General features: G+C 40.3%; 20 protein-coding genes. All 20 read left to right on the top strand.

Annotated elements, in window-relative coordinates; translation table 11 throughout:
* Positions 1–3 precede the first annotated feature (3 nt).
* On the top strand, positions 4–525 hold the full coding sequence (gene tssB, locus H5200_RS18155; RefSeq protein WP_145242489.1) for a type VI secretion system contractile sheath small subunit: 522 nt from the start codon (positions 4–6) through the stop codon (positions 523–525).
* Between the two features lie 10 nt (positions 526–535).
* A complete protein-coding gene (gene tssC, locus H5200_RS18150) occupies positions 536–2,062 on the top strand; it encodes a type VI secretion system contractile sheath large subunit (protein ID WP_145242487.1) in 1,527 nt (508 codons plus the stop codon).
* 92 nt (positions 2,063–2,154) lie between these two features.
* Positions 2,155–2,508, top strand: coding sequence for a hypothetical protein (locus tag H5200_RS18145; protein WP_182762099.1), 354 nt, complete (start codon positions 2,155–2,157; stop codon positions 2,506–2,508).
* A gap of 19 nt (positions 2,509–2,527) precedes the next feature.
* Positions 2,528–3,031, top strand: a complete 504-nt coding sequence (locus tag H5200_RS18140) for a hypothetical protein (RefSeq protein WP_182719400.1) — start codon at positions 2,528–2,530, stop codon at positions 3,029–3,031.
* Positions 3,032–3,176: 145 nt separating this feature from the next.
* Positions 3,177–3,662, top strand: coding sequence for an Hcp family type VI secretion system effector (locus H5200_RS18135; protein WP_007584479.1), 486 nt, complete (start codon positions 3,177–3,179; stop codon positions 3,660–3,662).
* Between the two features lie 54 nt (positions 3,663–3,716).
* The gene (tssE, locus tag H5200_RS18130; RefSeq protein WP_145242485.1) at positions 3,717–4,124 is read left to right on the top strand and encodes a type VI secretion system baseplate subunit TssE; all 408 of its coding nucleotides are present in this window, start codon (positions 3,717–3,719) and stop codon (positions 4,122–4,124) included.
* Positions 4,125–4,148: 24 nt separating this feature from the next.
* The gene (tssF, locus tag H5200_RS18125; protein ID WP_182762097.1) at positions 4,149–5,867 is read left to right on the top strand and encodes a type VI secretion system baseplate subunit TssF; all 1,719 of its coding nucleotides are present in this window, start codon (positions 4,149–4,151) and stop codon (positions 5,865–5,867) included.
* Entirely contained in the window at positions 5,864–6,847 is a 984-nt protein-coding gene (gene tssG, locus H5200_RS18120; RefSeq protein WP_220491355.1) for a type VI secretion system baseplate subunit TssG, read from the top strand. Before tssF ends, tssG begins: the two co-directional genes overlap by 4 nt.
* Positions 6,848–6,874: 27 nt before the next feature.
* The gene (gene tssH, locus H5200_RS18115) at positions 6,875–9,613 is read left to right on the top strand and encodes a type VI secretion system ATPase TssH (protein WP_182762095.1); all 2,739 of its coding nucleotides are present in this window, start codon (positions 6,875–6,877) and stop codon (positions 9,611–9,613) included.
* A gap of 34 nt (positions 9,614–9,647) precedes the next feature.
* Entirely contained in the window at positions 9,648–11,669 is a 2,022-nt protein-coding gene (locus tag H5200_RS18110) for a type VI secretion system Vgr family protein (RefSeq protein WP_182719407.1), read from the top strand.
* A 17-nt stretch (positions 11,670–11,686) separates the two neighbouring features.
* On the top strand, positions 11,687–12,103 hold the full coding sequence (locus H5200_RS18105) for a hypothetical protein (protein ID WP_182719402.1): 417 nt from the start codon (positions 11,687–11,689) through the stop codon (positions 12,101–12,103).
* A 4-nt stretch (positions 12,104–12,107) separates the two neighbouring features.
* Positions 12,108–13,277 (top strand): hypothetical protein, encoded by a 1,170-nt coding sequence (locus H5200_RS18100; protein WP_145242475.1) that lies wholly within the window; start codon positions 12,108–12,110, stop codon positions 13,275–13,277.
* Complete coding sequence (locus tag H5200_RS18095; protein WP_182762092.1) at positions 13,267–14,301, top strand: DUF2169 domain-containing protein; 1,035 nt, start codon at positions 13,267–13,269, stop codon at positions 14,299–14,301. The genes H5200_RS18100 and H5200_RS18095 overlap by 11 nt, the downstream gene beginning before the upstream one ends.
* 1 nt (position 14,302) lies before the next feature.
* Positions 14,303–15,208: a hypothetical protein gene (locus H5200_RS18090; RefSeq protein WP_182762090.1), complete on the top strand. Its 906-nt coding sequence runs from the start codon at positions 14,303–14,305 to the stop codon at positions 15,206–15,208.
* Complete coding sequence (locus tag H5200_RS18085; RefSeq protein WP_182762088.1) at positions 15,208–16,233, top strand: DUF4150 domain-containing protein; 1,026 nt, start codon at positions 15,208–15,210, stop codon at positions 16,231–16,233. The genes H5200_RS18090 and H5200_RS18085 overlap by 1 nt, the downstream gene beginning before the upstream one ends.
* Positions 16,230–20,096, top strand: a complete 3,867-nt coding sequence (locus tag H5200_RS18080) for a hypothetical protein (RefSeq protein ID WP_182762086.1) — start codon at positions 16,230–16,232, stop codon at positions 20,094–20,096. The genes H5200_RS18085 and H5200_RS18080 overlap by 4 nt, the downstream gene beginning before the upstream one ends.
* Before the next feature lie 4 nt (positions 20,097–20,100).
* Complete coding sequence (locus H5200_RS18075) at positions 20,101–21,024, top strand: hypothetical protein (RefSeq protein ID WP_182762084.1); 924 nt, start codon at positions 20,101–20,103, stop codon at positions 21,022–21,024.
* 111 nt (positions 21,025–21,135) lie between these two features.
* The gene (locus tag H5200_RS18070; protein WP_182762082.1) at positions 21,136–22,122 is read left to right on the top strand and encodes a hypothetical protein; all 987 of its coding nucleotides are present in this window, start codon (positions 21,136–21,138) and stop codon (positions 22,120–22,122) included.
* A gap of 102 nt (positions 22,123–22,224) precedes the next feature.
* Positions 22,225–23,208 (top strand): hypothetical protein, encoded by a 984-nt coding sequence (locus H5200_RS18065; protein WP_182762079.1) that lies wholly within the window; start codon positions 22,225–22,227, stop codon positions 23,206–23,208.
* A 417-nt stretch (positions 23,209–23,625) separates the two neighbouring features.
* On the top strand, positions 23,626–24,773 hold a 1,148-nt coding region (locus H5200_RS18060), incomplete at its 3' end, for a hypothetical protein (RefSeq protein WP_182762078.1).

The following is a 24,773-nucleotide window of genomic DNA, read 5'->3' as shown; positions in this document are numbered from 1 at the left end:
AACATGACAGATACATTTCAAAAAGAGATCCCAAGAGCTCGGATCAATATCTCTTTAGAGCTTGATACGGATGGCGCATCGCAAAAAAGCGAATTGCCACTAAAAATGCTGGTAATTGGTGATTACTCTAATGGTTTAAATACCCAAGACCTTGCTGAGCGTGAACGCGTAACAATCAATAAAAATAATATTGAGCAAGTGTTAAAAGATATGGCACCAAAGGCAAACTTTCAAGTTGCTAATAAGATCAAAGGCGATGGCGAGATCAACGTGAATTTACAGTTTGATTCGTTTAAATCGTTTGATCCAGAATCAGTTGCTTCACAGGTACCTGAGTTAAATAAAATGATGGCAATGCGTAACTTACTGCGTGACTTGAAATCGAATCTTTTGGATAACTCATCATTACGTAAAGAACTAGAGCGGGTATTACAAAACCAGCCAGAACTTGATGAGTTAAAAGCTAAGCTGGATGAAATTGCCCCGCTTGCTTCTGAAGACGAAAAACACCCAGTTACTGAATAAGGACGTTACCATGTCAATGCAAGAACAATTAAACGTTGCAGCTCATTCAATTGAGCAAGCTCCGGTATCAACCTACGAAAGCCTTTGTAACTTGGTCGATATTGCCCCAGTTGCAGATGAGATCAAATTAGACACTTTTCGTGATGCCAGCAACCTTGCTGAAACCCGTGCGAATGAGCGTTTAACAGCGGCAATCAATGTATTTTTAGATATGGCTGGCAGCAGCGGCCAAGAAGTTACGCGTATCGATAAGTTGTTGTTAGATGACTATATTGCGAAAGTTGATACGATTATCTCACAGCAGTTAGACCAGATTTTACATAATCCAAACTTCCAAAAAATGGAATCAGCTTGGCGTTCATTACGTTATTTAATTAATCGCACGCCAAACAATGCCAACATCAAAATCGAAATGCTCGACGTTGATAAAGAAACCCTGCGTGATGACTTTGAAGAAGCGCCTGATACCACGCAATCAGCATTGTACAAGCATGTTTATACCTCAGATTACGACACCCCAGGTGGCGAACCGGTATCGACTATGGTATCGAACTTTGAGTTTGATTGTTCAGCGCCAGATGTTTCATTACTACAAGAAATTTCACGCGTATCAGCTGCGGCGCACTGCCCATTTATGGGCAGCGTAGGACCTAAGTTTTTCTTGAAAGACTCACTTGATGAAGTATCTAAAATTCAAGATATTGGTTCGTACATGGAGCGTGCTGAATTTTTACGTTGGAAAAACTTCCGTGAATCAGAAGATTCACGCTATATCGGCCTAGCGTTCCCACGTTTCTTATTGCGCTTACCGTATGGTGAAACTAATCCACTGCGTAACTTTAACTACCAAGAAGATGTAAACAGTGAACACCATGAGCGCTATTTATGGGGTAACGCAACGTTTGCTTTTGCCGCCAATATTATTCGCAGTTTCCATGATAATGGTTGGGCAGTTAACATTCGTGGCCCACAGTCGGGCGGTAAAGTTGAGAATTTACCACTTCATTCATTCGAAGCAGGTAAAGGCTCAGAAACTAAGATCCCAACAGAAGTATTGATCTCAGAGACTAAAGAGCTTGAATTTGCTAACCAAGGGTTTATTCCACTTAGTTATTATAAAAATTCAGACTTTGCGTGTTTCTTCTCAGCTAATAGTGCGCAAAAGCCACAAGTGCTTGAAACGCCAGAAGCAACCTCAAACGCACGTATTAACTCGCGTTTACCGTATATCTTCTTAGTATCGCGCATTGCGCATTACTTAAAAGTGTTACAACGTGAAAACATAGGTTCTAGCAAACCACGCCACGAATTAGAGCAGCAGCTTAATGATTGGTTAGGTGCGTTAGTTACGAAAATGAACAACCCAGATGAGTCGTTAATTGCAACGCACCCATTAAAAGATGCCAAAGTGACTGTTGCTGAAATTCCGGGTAACCCTGGTTATTACCGCGTTAGTACTTACATAGTGCCGCATTTCCAAGTGGAAGGTATTGATGTGCGTTTGGCATTAGTAGGGCAGATGCCTGGCGAAAAATGAACTGCCAAGCCGCCGATGAAACGCATTTAACGCAGGCTTTTAAAGTGTAAATACGTCAATTTGGTGAGTAGCTGGTTGGTGTAAAAATGTAGATGGAAAAAATTGCCCCAAGTTGGTTGCATCCAACTTGGGGCATTAAAAGGAGTTTACAAATGAAGTGTCCAAATATTAGTGGATTGGAGTTTTCTAAAAAAAATCTAGAGTATTTAGATAAAGCTAGAGAGCTCACTAAACATACTGATCAACTTACAAAAGCGCTGAGCTTCGGTAGTCTAGCTGCAATTTTTGTAGGTAATGGGGCCTTGGTTGCACAATTTAATATATCTAATACAGATTTTGCCCTGATGGCTGAATCGTTATCCTCGGTGTCAAAAATTAAAAGATATGAATTACAAAAAATTTCATATAGTGCGTATAGAAATAGTAGTTCATATAAAGAGCGATAATTTTGGAAGGCGATGATAAATGGTTGTAAAAATGATTAAAATGGTCTGTTTACTCAGTTTGCTTTTGGCTTGTATAGCCAACGCAATAGCCAGTGATAATAAAGTGTTTTTTGCAAAGCAAAAGCTACAGGTAGCAACAATCGCATTTGAAAAGCAGATGGATAAATGTTTTTCAAATGCGAAGAAAATAAGCAGCACTGAATTACAAATCGATGGTATTAGCTTAGAAATGACAAAGACTGCTATTGATTATATGCATTATTCTGCGCTGAGTGCTTGTATGAAAATTCAGTACGAAAGCTATTTAAAAGCAGCTTATTTTTACAAAGCAGTTACGCCGAGCAAGGTGAAGAACGATATTGATAGTTTTGTTTCAAGTACTTGGGTATCTGAATTAGACGCAGAGTATAAGTTTAAGCAATTACCTAAAAGTGTACAGCAACATTTCGAAAAGTTAGCTGTTTTGCAAACTCCATTTGACGCGATGTCGCTAATACTAGAGTTAGATAATCCGTCTTTGTAAAAAATTGCCCCAAGTTGGTTGCATCCAACTTGGGACATGTTCCCCAGTGGCATGAAGCAGAGGGCTTTTTGGGGGGCATAAACATGGTTGTTTATGCCAATGCCAACTAACAGGAAACACTTCATTCTAAAAGGAGAATAATGAAATGGCAATTCCAGCGTATATGTGGTTAAAGGATGACCAAGGTAATGACATCAAAGGTTCTGTAACTGTTGCAGAGCGTGAAGGTTCAATTGAGATCCTACACTTTGATCATGAACTTCGCATTCCTACAGATAACGACACGGGTGAACTTACAGGTACACGTAAGCATGAACCGTTTGTAATTACTAAAGCGGTAGATGCAGCTACACCGTATCTGTATAAAGCGTGCTCGAACGGTCAAACACTTAAGCAACTTGAGCTTAAATGGTACCGTATCGATGACACAGGGACTGAGCGTGAGTATTTCTGCCACAAGTTGGAAGATGTAAAAATTACGTCAATCTCACCAACAATGCACAACGTAAAAGACTTAGACAAGGAGCGTTATCCGCACCTTGAAACAGTATGTTTACGTTATAAGCGCATTACTTGGACATACCTTGATGGCAACATCGAGTTCTCTGACTCTTGGACTGAAGGTCGATAAGTCGGAATTTTTAAAGGATATGCGCAAGCATATCCTTTTATCAGAGGTAAGTTCATGGCGTTATTCGATTTTTTAACTCAACCTGTCATTCGTAATGGACATCAAGGTTTTCAGACTGATGAGCAAAATAGTGTCTGTAACCATCTTAATGAGCTGCTTAATGCTCGCCGTGGGGTGTTAAAGCATTTGGCTGATTATGGTTTGCCCGATGTTGAAGATATTTACGAAGGTTTGCCTTATTCGCAACATACTTTGGCGTTTGAGGTTAAAAAATTGATTGAGAAATATGAGCCAAGAGTGCGTTATGCCAATGTTATTCCAATGGAAATACGTGAAGAAAATTGCGTGATCCGACTGGATATTCAAGCATTTCTAACCAGTGGCCAATGTATTAAGTTAAACACGCGGTTTGAATCAGGCGGTAAGGCTGATGTAATGCAGCACGCTAAAAATGGTGATTAATATTTCAATGAAAAGGATATTTTAATGCAGCAATATTTTGATGCTCAAATGCGTTTATTAACGCAGGCCGGTAAACAGTTTGCACAACATTATCCTGAGCATGCGGGCATGTTAAATATTGATGCCTTAAAAGATCGCGACCCGCATATCGAGCGTTTACTCGAAGGTATGGCGTATTTAACTGCGCACACACAAAAACGCTTGGATGAATCAGTACCAGAAGTGTCAGAGCAAGTGCTGCGTCAATTATGTCCTATTCTGCTTAGTTATTACCCTTCGAGTACGGTAGTGAAATTTAGCCCTAAGCTGGCAATGCAAAAGACTCACATGATTGAAAAGGGTCTCACATTAAAAGCAGATAATACGGTAGTTGATCATAAAAATATTACTTTTACCACCACGCATAATCTAACAGTAGCACCATTCGATGTTGAGCATGTGCGCTATCAAGAATCACATTTAGGTGCAGAGCTGCGCATTGGTTTACGTTTTGTATGCCAAGGTGAGCGTAAAAATTATGACTTATCAAACTTGCAGTTTTATTTACGCGGCGATACCCCGTTATGTAGCTCTTTATTTAAGCTGCTGCAAACGGCAGAGAAACATGCTGAACTTGATTTTGGCCCTGCGCATTTTGAGCATAATAAAAAGCTTAAAGTAAAAGGTTGCAGTGCCAGTTATTTAAATATTGATGGGGCTCTTTTACCGAGTGCTGAGCAAAGCCATCCAGGCTATGCATTATTATTAGATTACTTTAATGCCAAAGATCGTTTTTACTTTTTAACTTTTACAGGTTTGCAAGACGTTGAGTTTGCAGATCATATAGACCGCTTTGAAATAGTTTTTCGTGGCTCAAGTAAATTACCACCCGGACACCAATTATCCCGTGAAAACCTACTTATAAACTGCGTGCCTGCAATTAATTTATTTTCCCAAGCGGCAGAGCCAATCAGAATCGAACCCAATCGTACCGACTATATGATCACAGCAGATCAAAATCGTACCGATCATATTTTCAGTTACACCGTCGATTCGGTAATGGGGCGCAACTCGCTCAGTGGTAAAACCTATGATTATACACCTCGTTATCAAAGTGTATTTGAAGATGAGAAAAAGCTATTTACCGTATTAACTAAAGATGTAGGTGCAGCTGCGCCAACTCATTACTTACAGTTGCCTTTCAATCTAAATGATGAAAAAGAAACACTATCTGTTGATTTAACTGCTTTTAATGCAGGCTGGCCTCGGCAACTACTGCAAGAAGGTGATTTAAATATTGGCGGGCGCGATATGCCAAGTATTGCCGAGGTTGAGAATGTTATTAGGCCTACTAATTATTTACCGTGCCCAGATCAACCAAAACATTGGCAGCTGATCAGCTTACTTAATGTTAAGTTTTCCCAAATAACTCAAGTAACCGAGCTTAAACGTTTATTAGTGCTATTTGATTGGTCGCAAAAAGCTGAGAATCGCTTGCGTATTGAGAGCATTCAAAAAATAACGGCTACTCCGATCAGCCAAATAAAGCGTGGAATTTTTATTAAAGGCGTAGATGTATTAATTGATATCGATGAAAGTAAGTTTGTGTGCGATGCCGATCTTTATCATTTTTGTAATATGTTGCACCAATTCTTTTTAATGTACGCACCAATTAATGAAAGTGTGCAGACTCGCGTTAATGCTATTCCTAGCTATAAAACCTGGTGTTGGGATATTGAGCCGGGCAAGAGTTATCAATTATGAGTGTGCATGAACCAGCCATAAAGCATCCCGTTTGGGCTAAATTGCCCAAACCGATTGAGCAATTAATTGCTAAGCCTTGGCAGTTTAATTTATTTAAAGCGATGAGCTTAATTGAAAAGCATTGGGCAACGCCTCACGAACTTGACAAAGGCATTAGTGAGCGGGTGATGTTTAAGCCCTATAAAGAGCTTGGCTTTCCAGCAACCGATGTACGTGCGTGTAGCTTAGATAACCAAGGACGCGGGCGACTCAGTTTATCAACGTCATTCTTGGGTTTGTATGGTGTTGATGCGCCGATGCCACATTACCTGTTAGAGCAAGCAGCAAGTGATGACGAAAGTGGTGACAGGGTTCGGCAATTTTTAGATATGTTTAATCATATTTTATATTGCCAACTTTTTCAGGCGTGGAAAAAGTCACAAATCAATGTTGCAGGACGTGGTGCAGATCAATTTGATCATTTAATAGAAGCCATTTTATCTACAAAAACAGATCAAAAAGTACAATGCGGCATTGCTAGCTTAAAACAAACCAGTGCAGCAGGCTTAACTCAACTACTTAAACATACACTTGCAGTGAAAGAGCTGCACGTTGACGATACCCGCGCTAATTGGCAAACAATTGATGCCCCAAGTACATTTGGTGATGATGCCCAAATGGTACTTGGTGGTTCTGCGGTATTAGGTAGCAAAGTATTAGTAAGTGGCAGTATTTTAACAATTGCCATCGGCCCTGTAGACAGTGAAACTGCCATTAGTTTGAACCCTTTGCATGAGCAAGGTAAAAAAATGGCGGCGTTATTAAGCACTCACTTACCAAATAATGTGCAGTGGTTATGCCAAATCAAAGTGGCTAACGAAGCTGTAGAGCAACAGGCAATCGGTGTGTCACCGTTAATACTTGGACACAACAGTTATTTAGGTAGTGCTGCGGCAAACACAACCGTACACAGCTATACCCATCTTCAATATCAACATTAGTAAGAAACCAGATTTAAGGACAAAACAATGGATGCAAAAGGCATTAAACAACTTATCGACAAGCTAAATGGCCATACCGCGACCGCGCTTGAGTCTGCTGCAGGGTTTGCTAGCAGTCGTAGTCATTTTGAAGTGCTGCCTGAACACTTACTAATTAAGTTGATGGAAGAGGGCAGTAGTGGCGATTTAGAACAAATATTTCACTTTTTTAATATTAATCAAGATGCGGTATGGCATGAGTTGCTTGACTTTTTAAATCGTCAACCTGCGGGTAACCAAAGTAAGCCGGTGTTTTCTCGTCGTTTATATGAATGGTTAGAACGCGCATGGTTGAGCGCTAATGTGCAGCATAAAAGTAATTGGATCAACGGTGCTGCATTGCTTGATGCACTCACGGAGCTATTACCTTATAGCCCTGTGCTTCAATTACCAGCGTTGCTAGATAAAATTGACTCACGCTTTTTAGCCGAAAACCTCGATAAAATTTGTCAAAACTCAAGCGAGCGTTTAAACCCACAGGCAAAAACAGCTCAGCAAACGCAAAATAATGGCCAAAGTGAAGGTGGCGGCGCGCTTGATGAATATTGTGAAGATTTAACCGAAAAAGCTAAGCAAGGAAAAATTGATCCTGTACTCGGGCGAAACGACGAGATACGCATGATGGTGGATGTGTTATGTCGTCGTCGTAAAAACAACCCGATTTTAGTGGGTGATCCGGGAGTCGGTAAAACCGCCGTAGTAGAAGGTTTTGCACAGCGTATTATTGATGGTCAAGTACCTGATGAATTAAAAGGTGTGCGTTTATTAGTCTTAGACATGGGCTTATTACAAGCTGGCGCAGGTGTTAAAGGCGAGTTTGAGCGCCGTTTAAAAACAGTAATTGACGAAGTTAAAAACTCAACCACGCCGATCATTATGTTTATTGATGAAGCACACACCTTAATTGGTGCGGGTGGCGATGCTGGTATGAGCGATGCGGCTAATTTATTAAAACCCGCTCTTGCCAGAGGTGAATTACGCACAGTGGCAGCAACCACCTGGAGTGAGTATAAAAAGTACTTTGAGCGTGATGCCGCATTAGAGCGTCGTTTTCAACTGATCAAAGTCGATGAGCCAACGGAGCAAGCTGCGCAACTTATGCTAGCGGGTTTAAAAGATAAATATCAGCAACATCATAATATCCAAATTACCGATGATGCCATTGAAGCGGCTGTTGTATTGTCAGCTCGTTATATCACAGGTCGTCAGTTACCAGATAAAGCAATTGACGTACTTGATACAGCAGCAGCTCGCGTCAGAATGTCGTTTGCAACTGATCCAGCTGCAATTGAATCTGAGCGAGAGCATATAAATTATTTACAAACTCGGATTGCCAGTATTGCCAGTGAAAGCGAGCAAGGTTTAGCTGTCGATATGGATAAGTTATTGTACTTACAGCAAGAGTTAAATACTGCACAAGATAAACTTGCTGCATTAACCAGTGCTCGTGAGTCACAAATTGCCACTTTAAGCCAGATCAACGAATTTAAACAAGCAACCAATGCAAGCGAACAAGACAGTGCTGCACTACTTAGCTTGCGCCAAACTTTAAAAGAGCAAAACAGTCAAGATAATGGCTTATTTAGCGAAGTAGATGCTGATGCAGTGGCACAAATAATTTCTCAGTGGACCGGTGTACCTGTTGGTGCCATGGTTAAAGATCAGATCAGTAACCTCATTAATTTAGAATCGGCAATTGGTCAAGAAGTGATCGGGCAGCAAGCGGGTATGGCAAAAATTGCGCAAGCATTACGTGTCAGCAAAGCGGGGATCAGTAATGAACAAGGACCGTTAGGGGTCTTTTTACTTGCCGGACCCTCCGGTGTTGGTAAAACTGAAACAGCCCGCTGTTTAGCTAAGCAATTGTTTGGTGGCGAGAAGTTCTTAACCACTATCAATATGAGTGAATATCAAGAGTCGCATACAGTATCGCAGCTTAAAGGTTCACCTCCTGGTTATGTAGGTTACGGTGAAGGCGGTGTATTAACTGAAGCGGTAAGACAGCGCCCATACTCAGTAATTTTGCTTGATGAAGTAGAAAAAGCGCATAAAGATGTGCTTAACATGTTTTATCAAGTATTTGAACGCGGCAATATGCGTGATGGTGAAGGCCGTGAAATTGACTTCAAAAACACCGTGATCATCATGACGTCTAACTTAGGTTCAGCAGAGCTAATTGATGCATGCACACCACCAACAGTGATCGATTTGAGTCCAGAGCAAGACGATGATGTAGAACAACCGACTGAGCAGCAGCAAGCCATTAATGACGCACTCAATCCAACGGATGCACCGATTAATGAAGATGGTAGCCCATGGCAAGTGCCGTCAATTGGTGCGTTAAGTGAATTAATTAAGCCACAGTTACTACAATTCTTCGCACCAGCTTTACTTGCACGCATGCAAGTAGTGCCTTATTTAGCGCTTGATCAAGATGCACTGCAAGCAATTGTTAGTTTAAAACTAGAAGCGATTGCTAAGCGTCTTGCTACAAATCATAAAATGCAACTGCGTGTTGATGCAAGTGTATTGAGTAAGTTAACTCAGCAATGCCAGCTTTCAGACAGCGGTGCTCGGATGGTAAATGCAGTCATTGAAAGACAAATTTTACCGGGAATTGCTAAATCTATTTTGGAATATATGGCGCAAGAAGATATGCCAGATATTTTAACGTTAACGGTTGATGAGCAAGACGAAATCACCGCAATATTTGCCGATAACGCCTAATTTAATAGATAAAAAAGGATTGAAAATGGGACTCATGGACATCTTTAGTGAACATAAAGCGAATACCAGTCATTTTAGCGTAAGTATACAAGGCTTACCTGATGGCATGGTGCAGGTAACTGACTTCACATCAATTAATGATAGCTTATGTGAAGACTATGAATTTAATATTCAAGTATTGAGTCAGGAACATTTAACTGCGCAAACGTTGCTAGGTAAAGATGCCAGTTTGAGTTTGGTGTGGTCTATGACAGATCGGACTATCTCAGGTTTACTAAGTCGTTTTGTAGCCCATGGTAAAAGTCACCAAGGTTATCATTACACGTTAGTGTTGAGTTCTTATTTAACTTTACTTAAGCATCAACATTCCAATCGTGTTTTTACAGCGATGGATCCCGCTGCCATTATTAAAAGTGTGTTTAATAAAGCGGGCTTCCCAATGCAAAAATTTAGCATGCAAGCCAGCGGCCCTAGCCTCGATATGACAGTGCAATATAACGAAACTGATTATGAATTTGTTACGCGTTTAATGCGTAAACATGGCTTTGTTTATAGTTTTGTTGAGCAAACTGACGCGGATTGCACTTTTAAAGTATGCAATAGCAGCAAAGATATTGCGGCTCTGTTTGATGAAGTAAACTTAAGTTATGTGCCACCATCTGGGCAAGTACGTACTAGCGAAACAATCTTCGCAATTAGTCGCCAAGCCCAACTTCAGCCGCAAAGTATTGCGTTAAACGATTATAACTACCGCGCACCAGGTAATTTACAGGTATCGGCGCAAAATAGCGCTTCGCAACCAGGATTTGGTGAAGACAGTCATTATGGTAATAACTATGCAACTTCTGGCGAGGGCAATACGCTTGCTAAAACGCGTCAGCAAGCGTTTGATTGTCAACGAGAGCAATTGATTATCGACAGTGATTGCAGGGCGCTTAGACCAGGAATGATTTTAACTATTTATGATCATCCAGATCATAATGGCCAATATTTGGTTGTGCGTGTTGATCATAAGGGTAGCCAGCAAGCAGGTGTGGAATATGGCGCTAACGTAAAAGGCTTAACTTATAAAAATCAGGCGTACTTGGTCCCATCGGATCAACAGTTTAAAGCACAGTTACTTCCAGAAAGACGTGTATTTGCAACTTTTAACGCACTAGTAGAGCAAGAAATTGATGATGATGGTAATTACGTAGTAAAACTGCCATTTAATCAAGATGGTGAAGGCCAACAAAGCCGCCCAACACGCTTAATGCAACCTTATGGTGGCAGTGGTCATGGCATGCACTTTCCGCTTACACAAGGTACTGAGGTATTAGTTTGTGGCGAAAATGGCGATTTAGACAGACCCATTATTTTAGGTGCGTTATACAACCAAAATGCACCTAACCCAGTTACCAGCCAAAATCCGACCGAGAATAAGCTCGTTACTAAAGCTGGCCACAGTTTAATAATGGATGATAAAAAAGGCGAAGAAAAAATTAGCCTTGCTAATAAAAATAATAAAAACCAACTATTACTCGATGCCACCAATGGCGCACATCAAGCAACGCTTAAGTCTGTAGATGGCGATGTAAAAATATCAGCGAAAGAAAATCTGCAATTTGTTGCTGAAAACGACGCCACCTTTACGGTTGCCAATGACTTTACTACGCGGGTAGAGAATAACTTGCAAATGCAAACCCGCGAAGGGGATATCACAGTAACATCGGCGGCAGATTTAACCCTCAAAGCCACCTCAAACACACGTATTGAAGCAACCGATGGCAGCTTAGAGCTTAAAGCGGATCAAGAGCTTAAATTACAAGGTGAACAAGATGTTAGCGCATATTCGGTTGACGGCAATTTAGAACTGCAAGCCCCCAATGGCGATATAGAAATTAGTAGTGGCGCAAATATTACCATTAAAGCGGATGGTCAAGGATCACTGCAATTGAGTCAAGGCGGTGCGAGTATTGAAATTGATGCCGGTGGTAACTTAACCATTGATGCGACAAGTATTACTTTATCGGCCAGTAATATCGCCGTGAAAGGCAGTGCAATTAGTAATAACTAGTTGAAAAGGAGTTTATTATGAGCGCTCAGATCCAAAGTATATTCAATCACGATCAACATTTAGCGTGTGTGAGTCGTGTCGACAGTTTTGGCCGTGTAAAAGCGGTATTAATTAATAATGTTGAACATCAAGTTATTGCGCAAGGCGCACATGTCAGCATCGCAGAAGTAGGGGCTAATGTATTACTTGTACATAGCGCACAAGGCTTTATTGTAACGGCGCTCTTAGCGCAAGCGGATCAAGCACCTGCCGCGCAAATTAATAATTCGCAAGGGCATATCGTTATTGAAGCCCAGCAAAGTGTTAGCCTACAAACGGCCAAGGGTAGTGTTGAGGTATATGCAGACGGCACTATCGTGCTTGAAGGGCAAGATATTACAGCAAACAGCGAGCAAGACCTTACCTTGGCTGGCTGGCCAATTAGGCTTAATTAGCACTATGTTCGCACCTGTATATAAAGTAAAACTTCATAATCAGCGCCTCACCACCTTGTTAAAGCACCGGCAAAAGTTGTTGCAGCAAGGGGCGTTTTCGTTGGCACGTTTTAGCGTGATCGACACGCAAATGCTCAATCATTTATATACCTTAAGTGAGTTGGCAGGCGAAGCGCCAACAGATTATTTTTCAGCGCAAAACTTAACCCAAGTAAGCGAGTTAACATGGCAGGCTTTGTGTGAACTTGCACAGCAAAATAGCGAACATAGTGAAGTATATCGTTTAATAGCGGCTGATTTATTCATTACTGCTATTGATGACTTTACTGCCTACTTTCATAGCTTAAGAGGCAGTGAGCAATTAGCGCAGTGTGAATTACTTCAACATAATTTAAAGCATTGGCAGCTTAACGATTTAAAAGCGCTACGCACCAGTGTACTTGAAGGTAAAGAAAAACCCCAAAACGTGGTTAAAACCTTATTATTTTCACAACCTCTTACAACCAGTGAATTACTCGCAGCGGTATTACACAAAGATTTTGAGATTGCCTTTGCTGCGTTAGTAAATAGTTATTGTGCAGGGCATGACGATGTAAGCGATAAGCTATTTAAAGTGTTTGCAAAAACCGCAGATGAACAGCAAAAAGCACAATTACTCGCTTTAGCGGGTTTACTTAATGACACGCGTTGGTACGAACCCTGTGCATTATTTTGCAAAGCAAATCCAGAGCACTGCTCGTTTGTATTAAGTCATTTTGTTTATAAACAAGCGCTGCCATTGGTAATGGATTTAATGACCATCGCAGTAACACAACCAAGTGCTTATGCAGCGTGGCTCACATTAACAGATAGGCCGCTTGCCAAAGCTGAAAAAATGTCAGTCGTCAGTGATAACAATGCAGTAAAACCGCAAAGCGGCATTAACCTTGATGATGCCGAGCACGTAAGGCAAGCGTTTGCAATGCAAGCAGGTGAGCAACTTTTAATGGGCATTAGTTTTACCAAAGCCAATAGCGCACAAAAACTCGCTAAATTAGCAGGCTCTTTAGTACAACGTGTTATTGCCCCTCATTTTGATTTAACAAGTGCATGTGGTTTATTTCATGTCCAGCAAAGTGCATCGCAGTGGCAATTACTGTTAAGTGAAAAAGTGGAGAACGTTCATGCTTCATAATCTTTCTCCTTGGCAAGCCAGCACGTTTAGCGGCTGGTTAGAAGACAGTACTGAAGGTCAAGTGGTGGTGGTTAAACAAAGCTTTGAGTTTGATGAGCAAGGCAACGTTACAGCCATTGAACCCGGCCCTGAGATTGTTATTGCTGATGATTACCAAGGCGATCCTAACAGCTCACCGATTTGTGAAGTAAACGAGCAGGTGGCTTTTAAGTATGGCTTTGAAGTATATGGTAATTGCACTGCTTATCCGCCAAAAGGAAAAGACGCGCGCGTTATTGAGGTTGAGCTGGGCCTTGATTCGCCTTCGCAACCTTTGTTTAAAAAGCGTTTACGTGTAACCGGAGCGCGTTATTGGCGACGCTCGTTGCTTGGACCAGTCGCTACAGATCCAGATATTATTACCCCAGTGGCACTCAATTATATGCAGGCTTTTGGTGGTAAAGAGCTAAATAACGAGAGCAACACGTTCTTAGAAAACCCAATCGGCCGTGGTTTTAAACTTAAAAATAAGCACGCGGTTGGCCAGCAGTTACCCAGTGTTGAATACGCTAACTCATTACTTAGAAAACCTAGCCACAGCACACCGGTCGCAAGCTTTTCGGCCATACCAAGCCATTGGTCGCCACGAGTTGAACGCTTACCAGAAATAGACGAAACAGCACTTATGGCGGGAGACTACCCGTTTAAAACAACACAGCCAAAAGATTTATACAACACAGCGCCCATTGATCAGCAAGTTGCAGCCGAGTTTGGCAAAGGCTGGGCGTTTCAGTTAACAGGGCTTTATCCATTACAACAATACGGACAACAACAACGTATAGAACTGCCGTACCAAAAACCTATTGTGGAAGTGGTAAATACACTAGCCCGTGAGCGGCTAACCATGCGCTGCGACACCTTAGTAATTGATTCCGACGCCCAGTGCTTTTCTCTGCTTTGGCGCGGTCATATTAGTCTTGAAAAAGTAGGCGCAAATAGTCAAATACTCGTTGCCTCAGAACAAAATAGCGGTAAAGAAAATTAATATGAAACAACTTACTTTTGACAGTCTTTATCATATTAATGCTGCCGGCTGTACATCAAGCAGCTTGTATACTGCAGTGGCTAATAAAATGCTTTTTTCTAAACCAAGTAAAGCATTAATTCGATGTGATATTAGTTTAGATGCGCCGTATATTTTTGTTGAAATAGACGAACTTGCGCAACTCGATAGAGTCACGCGCTGTTTATTAATGCTCTCGCACCTACTTGAGCAAGTTGATATAGCCACGTTAAGGCAAACAAACCGCATTAGCCAAATTGTATTTTTACTGCCCGTTGATGAAATTAAACAGCCACTGATAAGCGATGAAACACTCGCTGAGCTACTCCAAGAGTGTATTGCAGAACAAATACCCGCCTATTCACAGATGCCAACATGTGACTTAACCACCATAAACCACGACACCTTAGTAATCGCTGTGGATTCATGTAATAGCTATCAATATGTAAGTGAACAAGCTAAACGCTGCACCGTGCAAGTATTAAACGGCCCACCGGGCGTTATATATGGCGAAGGTGGATATGCACTGTTAATACACCCGCAAGGCAAGCTTACCGCGCAATTATATGACGGCCAAATGACGGCTCAATTAGCGCAGGCCAATTGCACCAGCCAAGACCGTTATTTATTTGCGGGCGAACAATCACTTACTTGGCAAAAAAAATGGTTTGCTTACACACAAAAATTGTACAAAAAAGGCCAGCCGCTCATTGAGTGTGCAGAGTTAGCAACGACGATAGGGCATCAAGGTAATGCAAACTCATTAGCGGCACTTACACTAGCACAAAGCTATTTATGCAACCCGCTTACGCGCTCATTTGAGCAGGTATTTGCTATTTTTAATGCACCTAATGAGCAGCTAGTCAAAATTTCAAGGAGTGAAAAATAATGCCTTATATTAACGCCGCAGCAGGCAAACAAACAGGCAGCGTACAATATGATATTGATGCGCTAAGCGCTGATGTGCGCACCGGTGGCTCAGTAACATGGCGACATAACAACTCAACATTGCTAGGGCTTAACAATAGCGCCCGCAGTAATGGTGCGCTAGGTAAAGCTAACGGTATCGCTATTTTTGAAGATAAAGCCAGTAGTGACGCCGCCTTTTTAGCTGAGATTGCCAGGCCAAAATACCGCGAGAAAACCCTCGGTGAAATGGTAAATATTTTTATACCTGATTATATTATTCCACCGCCACAATGGGATAGCCAAAAAAACGAACCTAGGCTGCCATGGAACGAACCGCAAACCAATATGGATGTAAATAAACCCGTTAGTAACGCGCAAGCATTCTTAGATTTAGTATCAACGCATTTAGGTTGGCAAGCCGGTAACCAAGAGCAGCTTATTAAAGATACAGCTTCACAAGCACCACAAGTACAAGCTGTATCGGGGCAAAATGTGCTGATAAATGGTCGTACCGCTGTACATCAAGATAGTGGCGGTAAACTTATGACGGTGGATGTCTGCTTAACCACAATTGGGACTAGCGTTGTACCAATTCCATACGCAAATAAAGCGCAATCAAGTGACGTTACAGATGTTGCCAGCTCAGTAAAAGTCAATGGCAATGGCGCCGCTAATATAAATAGCACTTTTTCACAAAGCTCAGGTGACTCCCCTGGTGATAAAAAAGGCGTCGCGAGTAAGAAAAACGACGGTGAAGCTGAATTTATCATGGGCTCGTTTAATGTATTAATTGAAGGTAAACCCGCTGTACGCCAAGGTGACCCGATGATCTCTAATTCTAAAAACACCCCACCTGCGCCACTTATGCAATCCGGCGGCCCCGCACCAAGGGGATTGAGTGTGCAAGTGAGGGATAGTTTGGCAGATAGACAAGGTGACAAACAAATAGTTATTAAAATATCAGGATCTGAAAAGTTAGATGAAGATGGAGTGTCAATCGTATGAGTGATGTTTGTAGCCCAGATCAAGTTTTAACTAAAGCCGCGCATCGAGAGCTTGTATTTGAAGGGATTGGTTCGGATGAAGAGAATTTATCACTTATTATTCGCGATGACAAAAATCCGAACGAAACAGACAAAGTCTATAAAATCCCTCTTTATCAAGCAAGAGCACAGCAAACAGGATCGAATGTTGCTGATATAGAATTAGTTTGTACCTACCCAATGATTTACGATACAAAAGATGAAAGCGATGATTATATTTCTAACTTATCTGCTGGGTATGTATATGTTTATGTAGATGGTTATCTATGGCGTGAACTTCAGGTTATTGTAGAAGAATGTGGTGTGGTTAAATTTAGAGATGTTAATTTAGCTTACCAGAAAGGTTTTTTACCATGGAAAAAAAATAAAAATAAAGCGTACGCAAAACAAGGAAGAAGAGACGCAACAGGGCAAGCTCTTAGCTCTATCATTGTCCCCAATAAAATTAAAGGTGCACAGTGCTCTGTTGAAATGGCATTCTCAGAAGTGCAATGGTCGTGGTCACAAATCTTAAAACTGGGAGGAATGAATCCATCAGATCCAAGGCTAAATTATGGTGACCCATTAAGCAGTGAAGAAAGAGACTGCCCAGATAGAGGTGTTTCAACTATTGCTCGCAATAAAAGAATGCAAAAGTTAGATAATTTATCTGACTTTGAAAATGGCTTTACACAGACGGGGATTATTAAAAATGGTGCGAAAATCCACCGCAAAATTCCACATATCGCAGCAGATAAATTCGCTAAAGTTATTTTAAATAATGGACTGTCTGTTGTAAGAAATTACGTAGATGCAATTTTAAAATTACAAGTTGAAATTGCCAGTACACTTTATGAGGTTAAAGGCGTAGAACTTGGCCCTGATGGCCAAGAAGTTATTAAAGATCCCATTAAAAAAGCAAACTTTGAACTTGCTGAAAAGATGATAAACCGTTTTTATCAAATGAATGATGCCATTTTAGACGGTGATATCACCATCAAAGGTGATAAAGACGCGCAGAGACTTCAAGCTGAACAAATTAAATTTGCAAATAAAATAAAAAATTGGCGTTCTAGCTGCTTAAATGAAACAAACTTAAAAACGTTTTTAAAATATGATCGTTTATTAGCCCTAGCGGATGAGATAAAAAGTCAGCAGCTAGTGCTTATCGAAATTTTAGAACAAGATATTAACACTGTTAAGTTTGTGCATTGTATGGAGGACTTTGCATATCATTACAACGCACATTATGCGTCGGGCTTTGATGTAATAAAAGATATTGCTTTAGTATTAAAAATTCACCCAGCGAGTCAGTTCCCAACAATCATACTCGATAAAGGCGATTGGGATAACTTAACAACATCTACAACCACCTCGTCTATTATGTTAAAACTAGTAGGTGAACACCCATCAGAGCCAGCGCATCCTATTTCTGAATTATTTTTTGGTAAGCCGAAAAAACCTGCAACGGCAACTAAGCCTGCCGGTATAGAACTAGACCCACAAGATCACAGTGATAAATTCAATCCCAAATTTAGTATTGAACGCATTCAGATGGTTGCAGAAGATAACTCCTTTGACGAAGGAGACAAGGAAGCAGTTGAACAAATCGGTAGGCGACTAGCGCAAGCGCTTATGGGCATGGCGACAGGGTATTTAGATTTATCACTCATCGCAAGCGCCAACCAAGGGCAAGCACAAACAGCCGCTGCATTTAATAAACAAGTCCAAAGCGAAAAGTCAGCGGGTATAGCGCAACAAGAGCAGTTAAAAAAACAAGCTGAATTACAAACAGTGCAGAAGCAGAAATTAGAAGCAAAGCTGAGCCAAGCAGAGCAAGCATTAGCTGATAAAGTTAAAGGGCTAAATAAAACAGATGCAGAATATAGAAGACAACATGCTTTAGCTAAACCTGAAATTGACAAATTAAAAGCTGAACTTGGCGCGGTTGATAGCAAATTAAATAAAGCACAAAAATCATTACGCAATATAAATAATAAATTGGCTCATATTGAATTAGAATTAGCACGGGTGGGGAGTGCTAAGTTAAGTAAAAATAAAGGTTTAATGGCAGCGCTACGAATAATAAATCAATTAGAGAATGGTCAATTTACCGTACTTGAAATGACTGCCCAAGATTACCATAACGGTAAGTTTTCAAAAGGGTTTATTCCCCTAAATGCAAGAGCAAGGGCTGAGATTGCGCAAGAATTAAGTAAAGAAATTAGGGATGTAGTGCGTGCGCAAAATCGTAGTCGTACAAAAATTACCACCGCACGCGGGCCAATCAATGCCACGGTAGATGATGTTATGCACTTGCGAAACAAACTAACCCACTTATTAGATTTAGCAGATAAAGCCCAAGGTGTCTTAGCGGGGGAAGGGGCATCACAATTAAAGCTTGATGTTATCGCATTAAAAGAAACGGTCGATGCAAAGCAACTAAATGTTACATCACTAAAAGATGAAATTGCACAATTGAAAAACAATCAATTAAAGTTAGCGGATGATGTACGCACAAATCAACATTTAAACCAAAAGCTAGCTGAACTTGCAACGGCGACTGAGCATTTAGCGAATCAAAGGTTTTTATCAAATGCATCTGTTAATACTCTTAGCAAGGCTAATATTGGTATTTTGGGCGCAGTTGGCTTATTTGAGGTAGTTAATTTAACCCGAAGTATTGAGCAGTTCGAGTTAACAACTAAAAGTGCAAAAGTGTTTGCCGGTGGCGCACTCGATTTTACCGCTGTGGTACTGACCCTTGTTCGTGAATCCTATGTAATGAAATACGGTATGCCAACTGAGCAACAGCTTTTACTATTGCTAGAAGGCGATGTCAATGTTCCAAAAGGTATTCAGCGTGTTTTTAAATTTTCAAAATATATGTATCGTGCGAATATTACTGCGTCAATTTACAGTGGTGTTACGAGCTTTATAGATGGCTTCGATGCCATTAAACGAGGTGATAATGACGCCGCATTTGGTTTATTAACCATGGGGGTCGGTTTTACTTTGATGACGGTGGGTGACGCCATTGCACTAAGAGGCCTCCTTTTAGGTATTAAAGTGGGCTCACGACTAGGCTGGATTGGCCTGATTATTGTGTTGGTTGGCGCGGTTATTTACTATTTATTTGTTGATGATGAAATAGAAGCCTGGCTGAAAATCAGCCCGTGGGGAACAGATGCCTATGGCGATGATAACAGTAGTAGTTGGAAAACACGCCCTGATTATGCCCTACAAGATTTTGCACAATTAACCACAGCACCACAAGTACACAGTGACAATGTAGAAAAATTGCATGATATGTATACCATCGCTGAATCTCGTGGGGCTGTTACAACCTATGAAGATCCCACCGAAGCATATTTAATTTTAACCTGCCCAACAAACACAGCATTTAATTTTATTGATGTAGAGCTTGCAGTTAAACCTCGAGAGGGCCTATTAGATTTTTTTGGAAATGATGACGAATACCAAAATCTCGTTTTAGGTGATAGCGCTGGACAAGGTCAAAATTGGCGACAAACATTTTGGGATAAAGTGTTAGTGACTGATTTATCAAGTGGGCAAGGTGTACGACTTGATTTAAATCAGTATAACTGCGCCGCCATATTTAAAGCGCTCAACACAACCAGAATCACGTTTAGACTGCGAGTGAAAACGTATCCTAAGGGCAAAGGGGCGTCAGTGAGCACTGCCTTTGAGGATAATAAATTTATATTACCAGTATCAAAACGCGATGAGTACGGCGAGCTTGAAAAACCAAATAAATGGCTTACAACCGAAGTGAATTTATCACTATGGAATTATGCGCTAAAAAAAGAATTAGGATTTGAGTAACATTATGATAAACACCGAACAAGTATCAGCATTACGCCCCCCTAAAAAACCAACTGACATGGGGAAATATTATCGAAAAGTAGACGTCGATTATGACAATTTGTTAGGAGTAAACGATATATATTCAACTGATGGTCGTTATTACGGCGTATTATTAATGGGAAGTATGACGGATACGGATGATAGTTCTTATTCTTGGCTAGCATTAACCTTCTTTGCGATTGGAGCGATAATGCAAGTCCTTGGGTTATTTAAAGCAAAAAGTTTACAACACCTCTTGGACTCATTTCTTTTTGATCCCTTGTTTATTCTAGGGCAAGTTTTATTATTAATAATTGCTTTTATTTACCACCGTAAAGCGAGAATACCGCGAGGTAAATTAGTCGTCTTCGATCGAAAAACCGGCAATGTAAATTTCCCCGCGTTTGGTGGCAACCCAGAACTTGTTATACCATTTGAAGAAGTTGAGATGTATCGAGGCTCGTTAGGCTTTAGCTTGGGAAGAGGCATGCCTGTTACAAGTTTAATCCCTAAAAAATACCCTAAACATGGTAAAAGGGATTGCCAATACATAGTCGCGTTTGCTGATAGCTACGATGGGGCTTGTCAATCGTGGACATTATTAACGGAATTTATGGATAAAAATAAACCAATCCCTTTTGGGTTGTTACAGTCTGTTCAACACCATTTAAACAAAGGAAATAGTGTTACATGGAGAGGTGATAAAATTGGCCCCTATATGGATAAGTATCCGCTCGATCCTGTCATAAAAAATAACTATAAGTATGTTTATCACGAAAATCGTGATGCAACAGAAGAGTACCCGAGGGATGAAGTTAATTATGTTATTGCGCCATTTAGTGATGACCCCGTATTGCTAGAGAAAAATATAAAACGTGCGTACGAGCTCAATATTTTACTTTTGTGATTCAGGTTAAATAAAAACAGGTTTACAAGCCAACCGCTCTTTAACAATCAGAAAAGGAATTCAAACCTAGGCGGTGTATGCTGCCTAGGTTTATTAAAGCAAAGGAACCTGATGCAAAAAAATAATTACCTTGGTGTTGGAATAATGGCAAAGAAAACGAGGTTTAATCGTTTTTTTGAATATCGTAGTATAAAAAATATATATCACGAATTTAAAGGCCTGTGTTTTTTATATGATTGGCTTGATACGAACAAGTTATATGAAAATCAGCGCGAAAAATACAAGCTTGTCCCTTGTGGTAATAACCCTATAAAAGCCATATTATTCGGTCCAATGGCCATTGGAGCTGTATTAAGCTTAATTACATTAATTAGTATTTTATCACTTCCATTTTATGATGAAGGTGAAAATTTTCAGTGGTGGATACCACTTGTTACCTTTTGCTGGAACTTATTCTTCTTAAATTTACTACCAATAACGGCTAGGTATATACCTGATAAGATGATGTATCTTGACAGGCAAAACCAAACAGTCGGGTTTACTTTTGATATACCCGGTTGTGAACAACGAGATGACTTAGGTAACTGTTGCTTTAAATGGGAAGAGATTGTTTGCAGGCTAACCTCGAAAATGGGCGCGCCGGGTGTAATGAATTACTTTCCAGAAATTAGTCATATAGACCAAGAAAAGTACCCTAAAACAATAGTAACCGGTTCAGTTGTAGAGCTTTCAGCTAACCCTGTCCATTGTTATTTATTATGGGAGTGTTATGTGCGCTTTATGGATTTAAGTAAGCCATTGCCCGATGTGCCGGTATATGAACAACACCGACATTTAGATCCAATTACAGCAGAGTTTGATAAAAATAATAATCGTCCTTCAGACTTTTGGGTAGACTTCTCAATTGAACAGCAAATTGAAATTAGGGACGAAATTTTAGAAGATGCTTTTCCATTTGATTGGCTAAAAGGTAAAGTAAATGACGAAATAACGAAACCTTGGCAGCATTGGAAAGCAGAGCCTGAGCGCATAGAGCAATTAACGTGGAAATATAAAGTAAAGCGTTTACTAGTTCAACTTTTTATCGGCTTTCCGTGAAACGGCTTAAGTTTCAGAGTCCATGATACGTTAACAATCAGAAAAGGAATTCAAACGAGGCACTTTAAAGTGTCAAGGTTGATTAAACAATAAGGATATTAAATGCAAAATAATGACTACCTAGCCGTTGATATCATGAGTAAAAAAACGCGATATAATCGCTTTTTTTACCCTGAAAGATTAAATAGCCTCAAGAAAAAATTTAAAGGCTTATGCTATTTGTATGATTTATCTACAAAAAAGCAAAAAGTAATTCAAAAACACCCAGAGCGATATAAAATAGAAATGTGTGGAAATAATTCCGCTAGGGTTATTTTATTTGGTCCCATAATAATCGGATTTACTTTGAGTTTAATCTTGTTGATCTGTTGCTTTGTGGCCACCTATTCCAATGAGCCATTTCAATGGTGGATACCTATACTCACTTTTTCTTGGAACTTGTTTTTTCTTAACTTATTACCAATAACAGATAGTTACATCCCTAAAAAGCAAATATATTTTGACAGAAAAAAACAGTTAGTCGGCTTTACCTATAAGATACCTGGTTGTGAAGAGCGTGATGAGCTGGGTAATTGTTGTTTTAAATGGGCTGATATTGCCTGCCACCTTGATATAGTGGCAACACGCCCGGGTGTAATGGGGTTTGTGCCTTTTATTAGTCATATTGATGAGGATAAATACCCTGAGACTAAAATAGCTGTTCAAGTGCCTGATAACTCAAATAACCCGATGAACTGCTATTTATATTGGGAACGAGTAGTGCGGTTTATGGATAACAACCAACCACTGCCTGATGTGCCTGAGTATGAAAACTGCCGCCACCTTGATGAACTCACCGCTGAATTTGATAAGCAAAATGACAGACCCAATAATTTTTGGAGCGACTTTTCGCTTGCTCAACAAGTCGAAATTTGGCAGAAATTTAATAAAGAGGCTGCGCATTTTAATTGGCTCAGAGCGACACCGAACGAAGAAATAACCAAACCTTGGCTGCATTTTAAAGGTGAGCCTGAGCGTATCGAAAAACTAACATGGAAATACAAAGCAAAGCGCTTAGCACTGCAGTTGTTTATGGGAATACCTTAAAAGATGACTTTATGTATAGCATGCAACTAGGATTCTGATAAAAATTAAAAATGGAATTCAAGCCTAGGGGTTATGCACCCATCTAGGTTTATTGGCACACTGACGACTAAGGAAGTAAAAAGGAAATTAAGAAGAGAGCCACTTTAAATACGCGCATCTTAGTCATAAGGTAGAAAAAAATCAAACCATGCACGAGGTAAACTGCCGCCTACAGGCGATGTAATATAGCTGTTTAAATTTGCGTAGGCGGGGCTTTACGCCGCGCAAATTGAAGAATAAAAACGATATTCACTCTGAATAGTTAAGATGGGTGTCATCTTAATTTCGTTGGCCAAGTAATCAGCCAAGCCATTGTTAAGTTATAAAAAGCTAAGTTATAAAAAATTTACAAGAAGTACAGCAAATAAAGGAGTAACAATGAGTAGTGATGATAAAAGCTCAGAGAAATCAAGCGAACTTGATGACTTACTTGATAACCTTATTAGTGATGAGGATCTTGAGCGCTATTTTGCTGAACAAAAAGACGGTTTAACTCACGAAGAACGAGAAAAAATAAAAAGAGAAAACCGTGTTAACGCGATTAACCAGTGGTGCGCTGAAAACCCAAATCGAGACCCTACCAGATCAAAAGATAAAACCATCAAACAACTGGCGTTAGATGAAGAAGCGGTGGTGCGAAGAGAAGAGTTTAGAAAAAATAACCCCGAGAAAGTGGCGGAAATAAGGAGGCGGACTAGAAACGAAAGAAAATATCGTGGCGACAGACAAGCCTACAAAGAGCAACTGCCAAGGGACTATTTACATAAAGATAGTTATGAAACACGTTTAAAAAAAGCGGAAACACTCAATGGCTGCGGGTTTAAAACCCGCGCGTTTAAAAGTAAACGATTCACTGATGAATATGCAGCAGAGCTTAAGTCACCTAACCGTGGCTCAACACTTGAGGGGCACTGGGTTCGCGGAGATGGGCAACAACTTGCTATTTCATGGTTTGGCGGGTGGTCAAATCTATTTACTATTCTGGGCTTTGGTTGTACTAGCCTCGCTTTAATCGTTTTCTTTTTTCATATCATTGCGTTAATTGTGAATGGGTTTGAATATTTCTGGGTGATGGCCTCAATCTATATAACTCTTTTTTGTTTAGGAGTGTTTACGTTAAAACACCGTGCCATATTATCGCACCGAGATAAGTTTTATTTTAACCGCCATACAGGTTTAGTAAAAACCCCTCATACTTTGTTTAGAAAACCGTTTTATTTACCTTACGAAGACATTGTTTGTTTTGGTGCAAATGAGCGAAATGTAGGTTCAGCCCGTGGTGGTTCACGCGTGTTTGTGTCTCTCATGGTGCCGTTAAAGTACCCTAAACATTATCGCCTCACCAAGCCAACATTTTACGTAGGTGGTTTTAACCGTGAATGGGATTCACTGCAATATGCCACAGCCATGACCTTTATGGATACATCAATCCCGCTTGGTACACACTTATATCAATCAATAGAGCACTACTTCAAAATAGATAAAGATATAACAGAAAAACACGGATTTCCTGAGGAGTTAAAACC

It is taken from the genome of Pseudoalteromonas sp. SG43-7 (assembly GCF_014164295.1).
In the GTDB taxonomy this organism is placed as follows: domain Bacteria; phylum Pseudomonadota; class Gammaproteobacteria; order Enterobacterales; family Alteromonadaceae; genus Pseudoalteromonas; species Pseudoalteromonas rhizosphaerae.
Note: the sequence above shows the minus strand (reverse complement) of the source record. Positions and strands in the feature narration are given on the sequence as shown.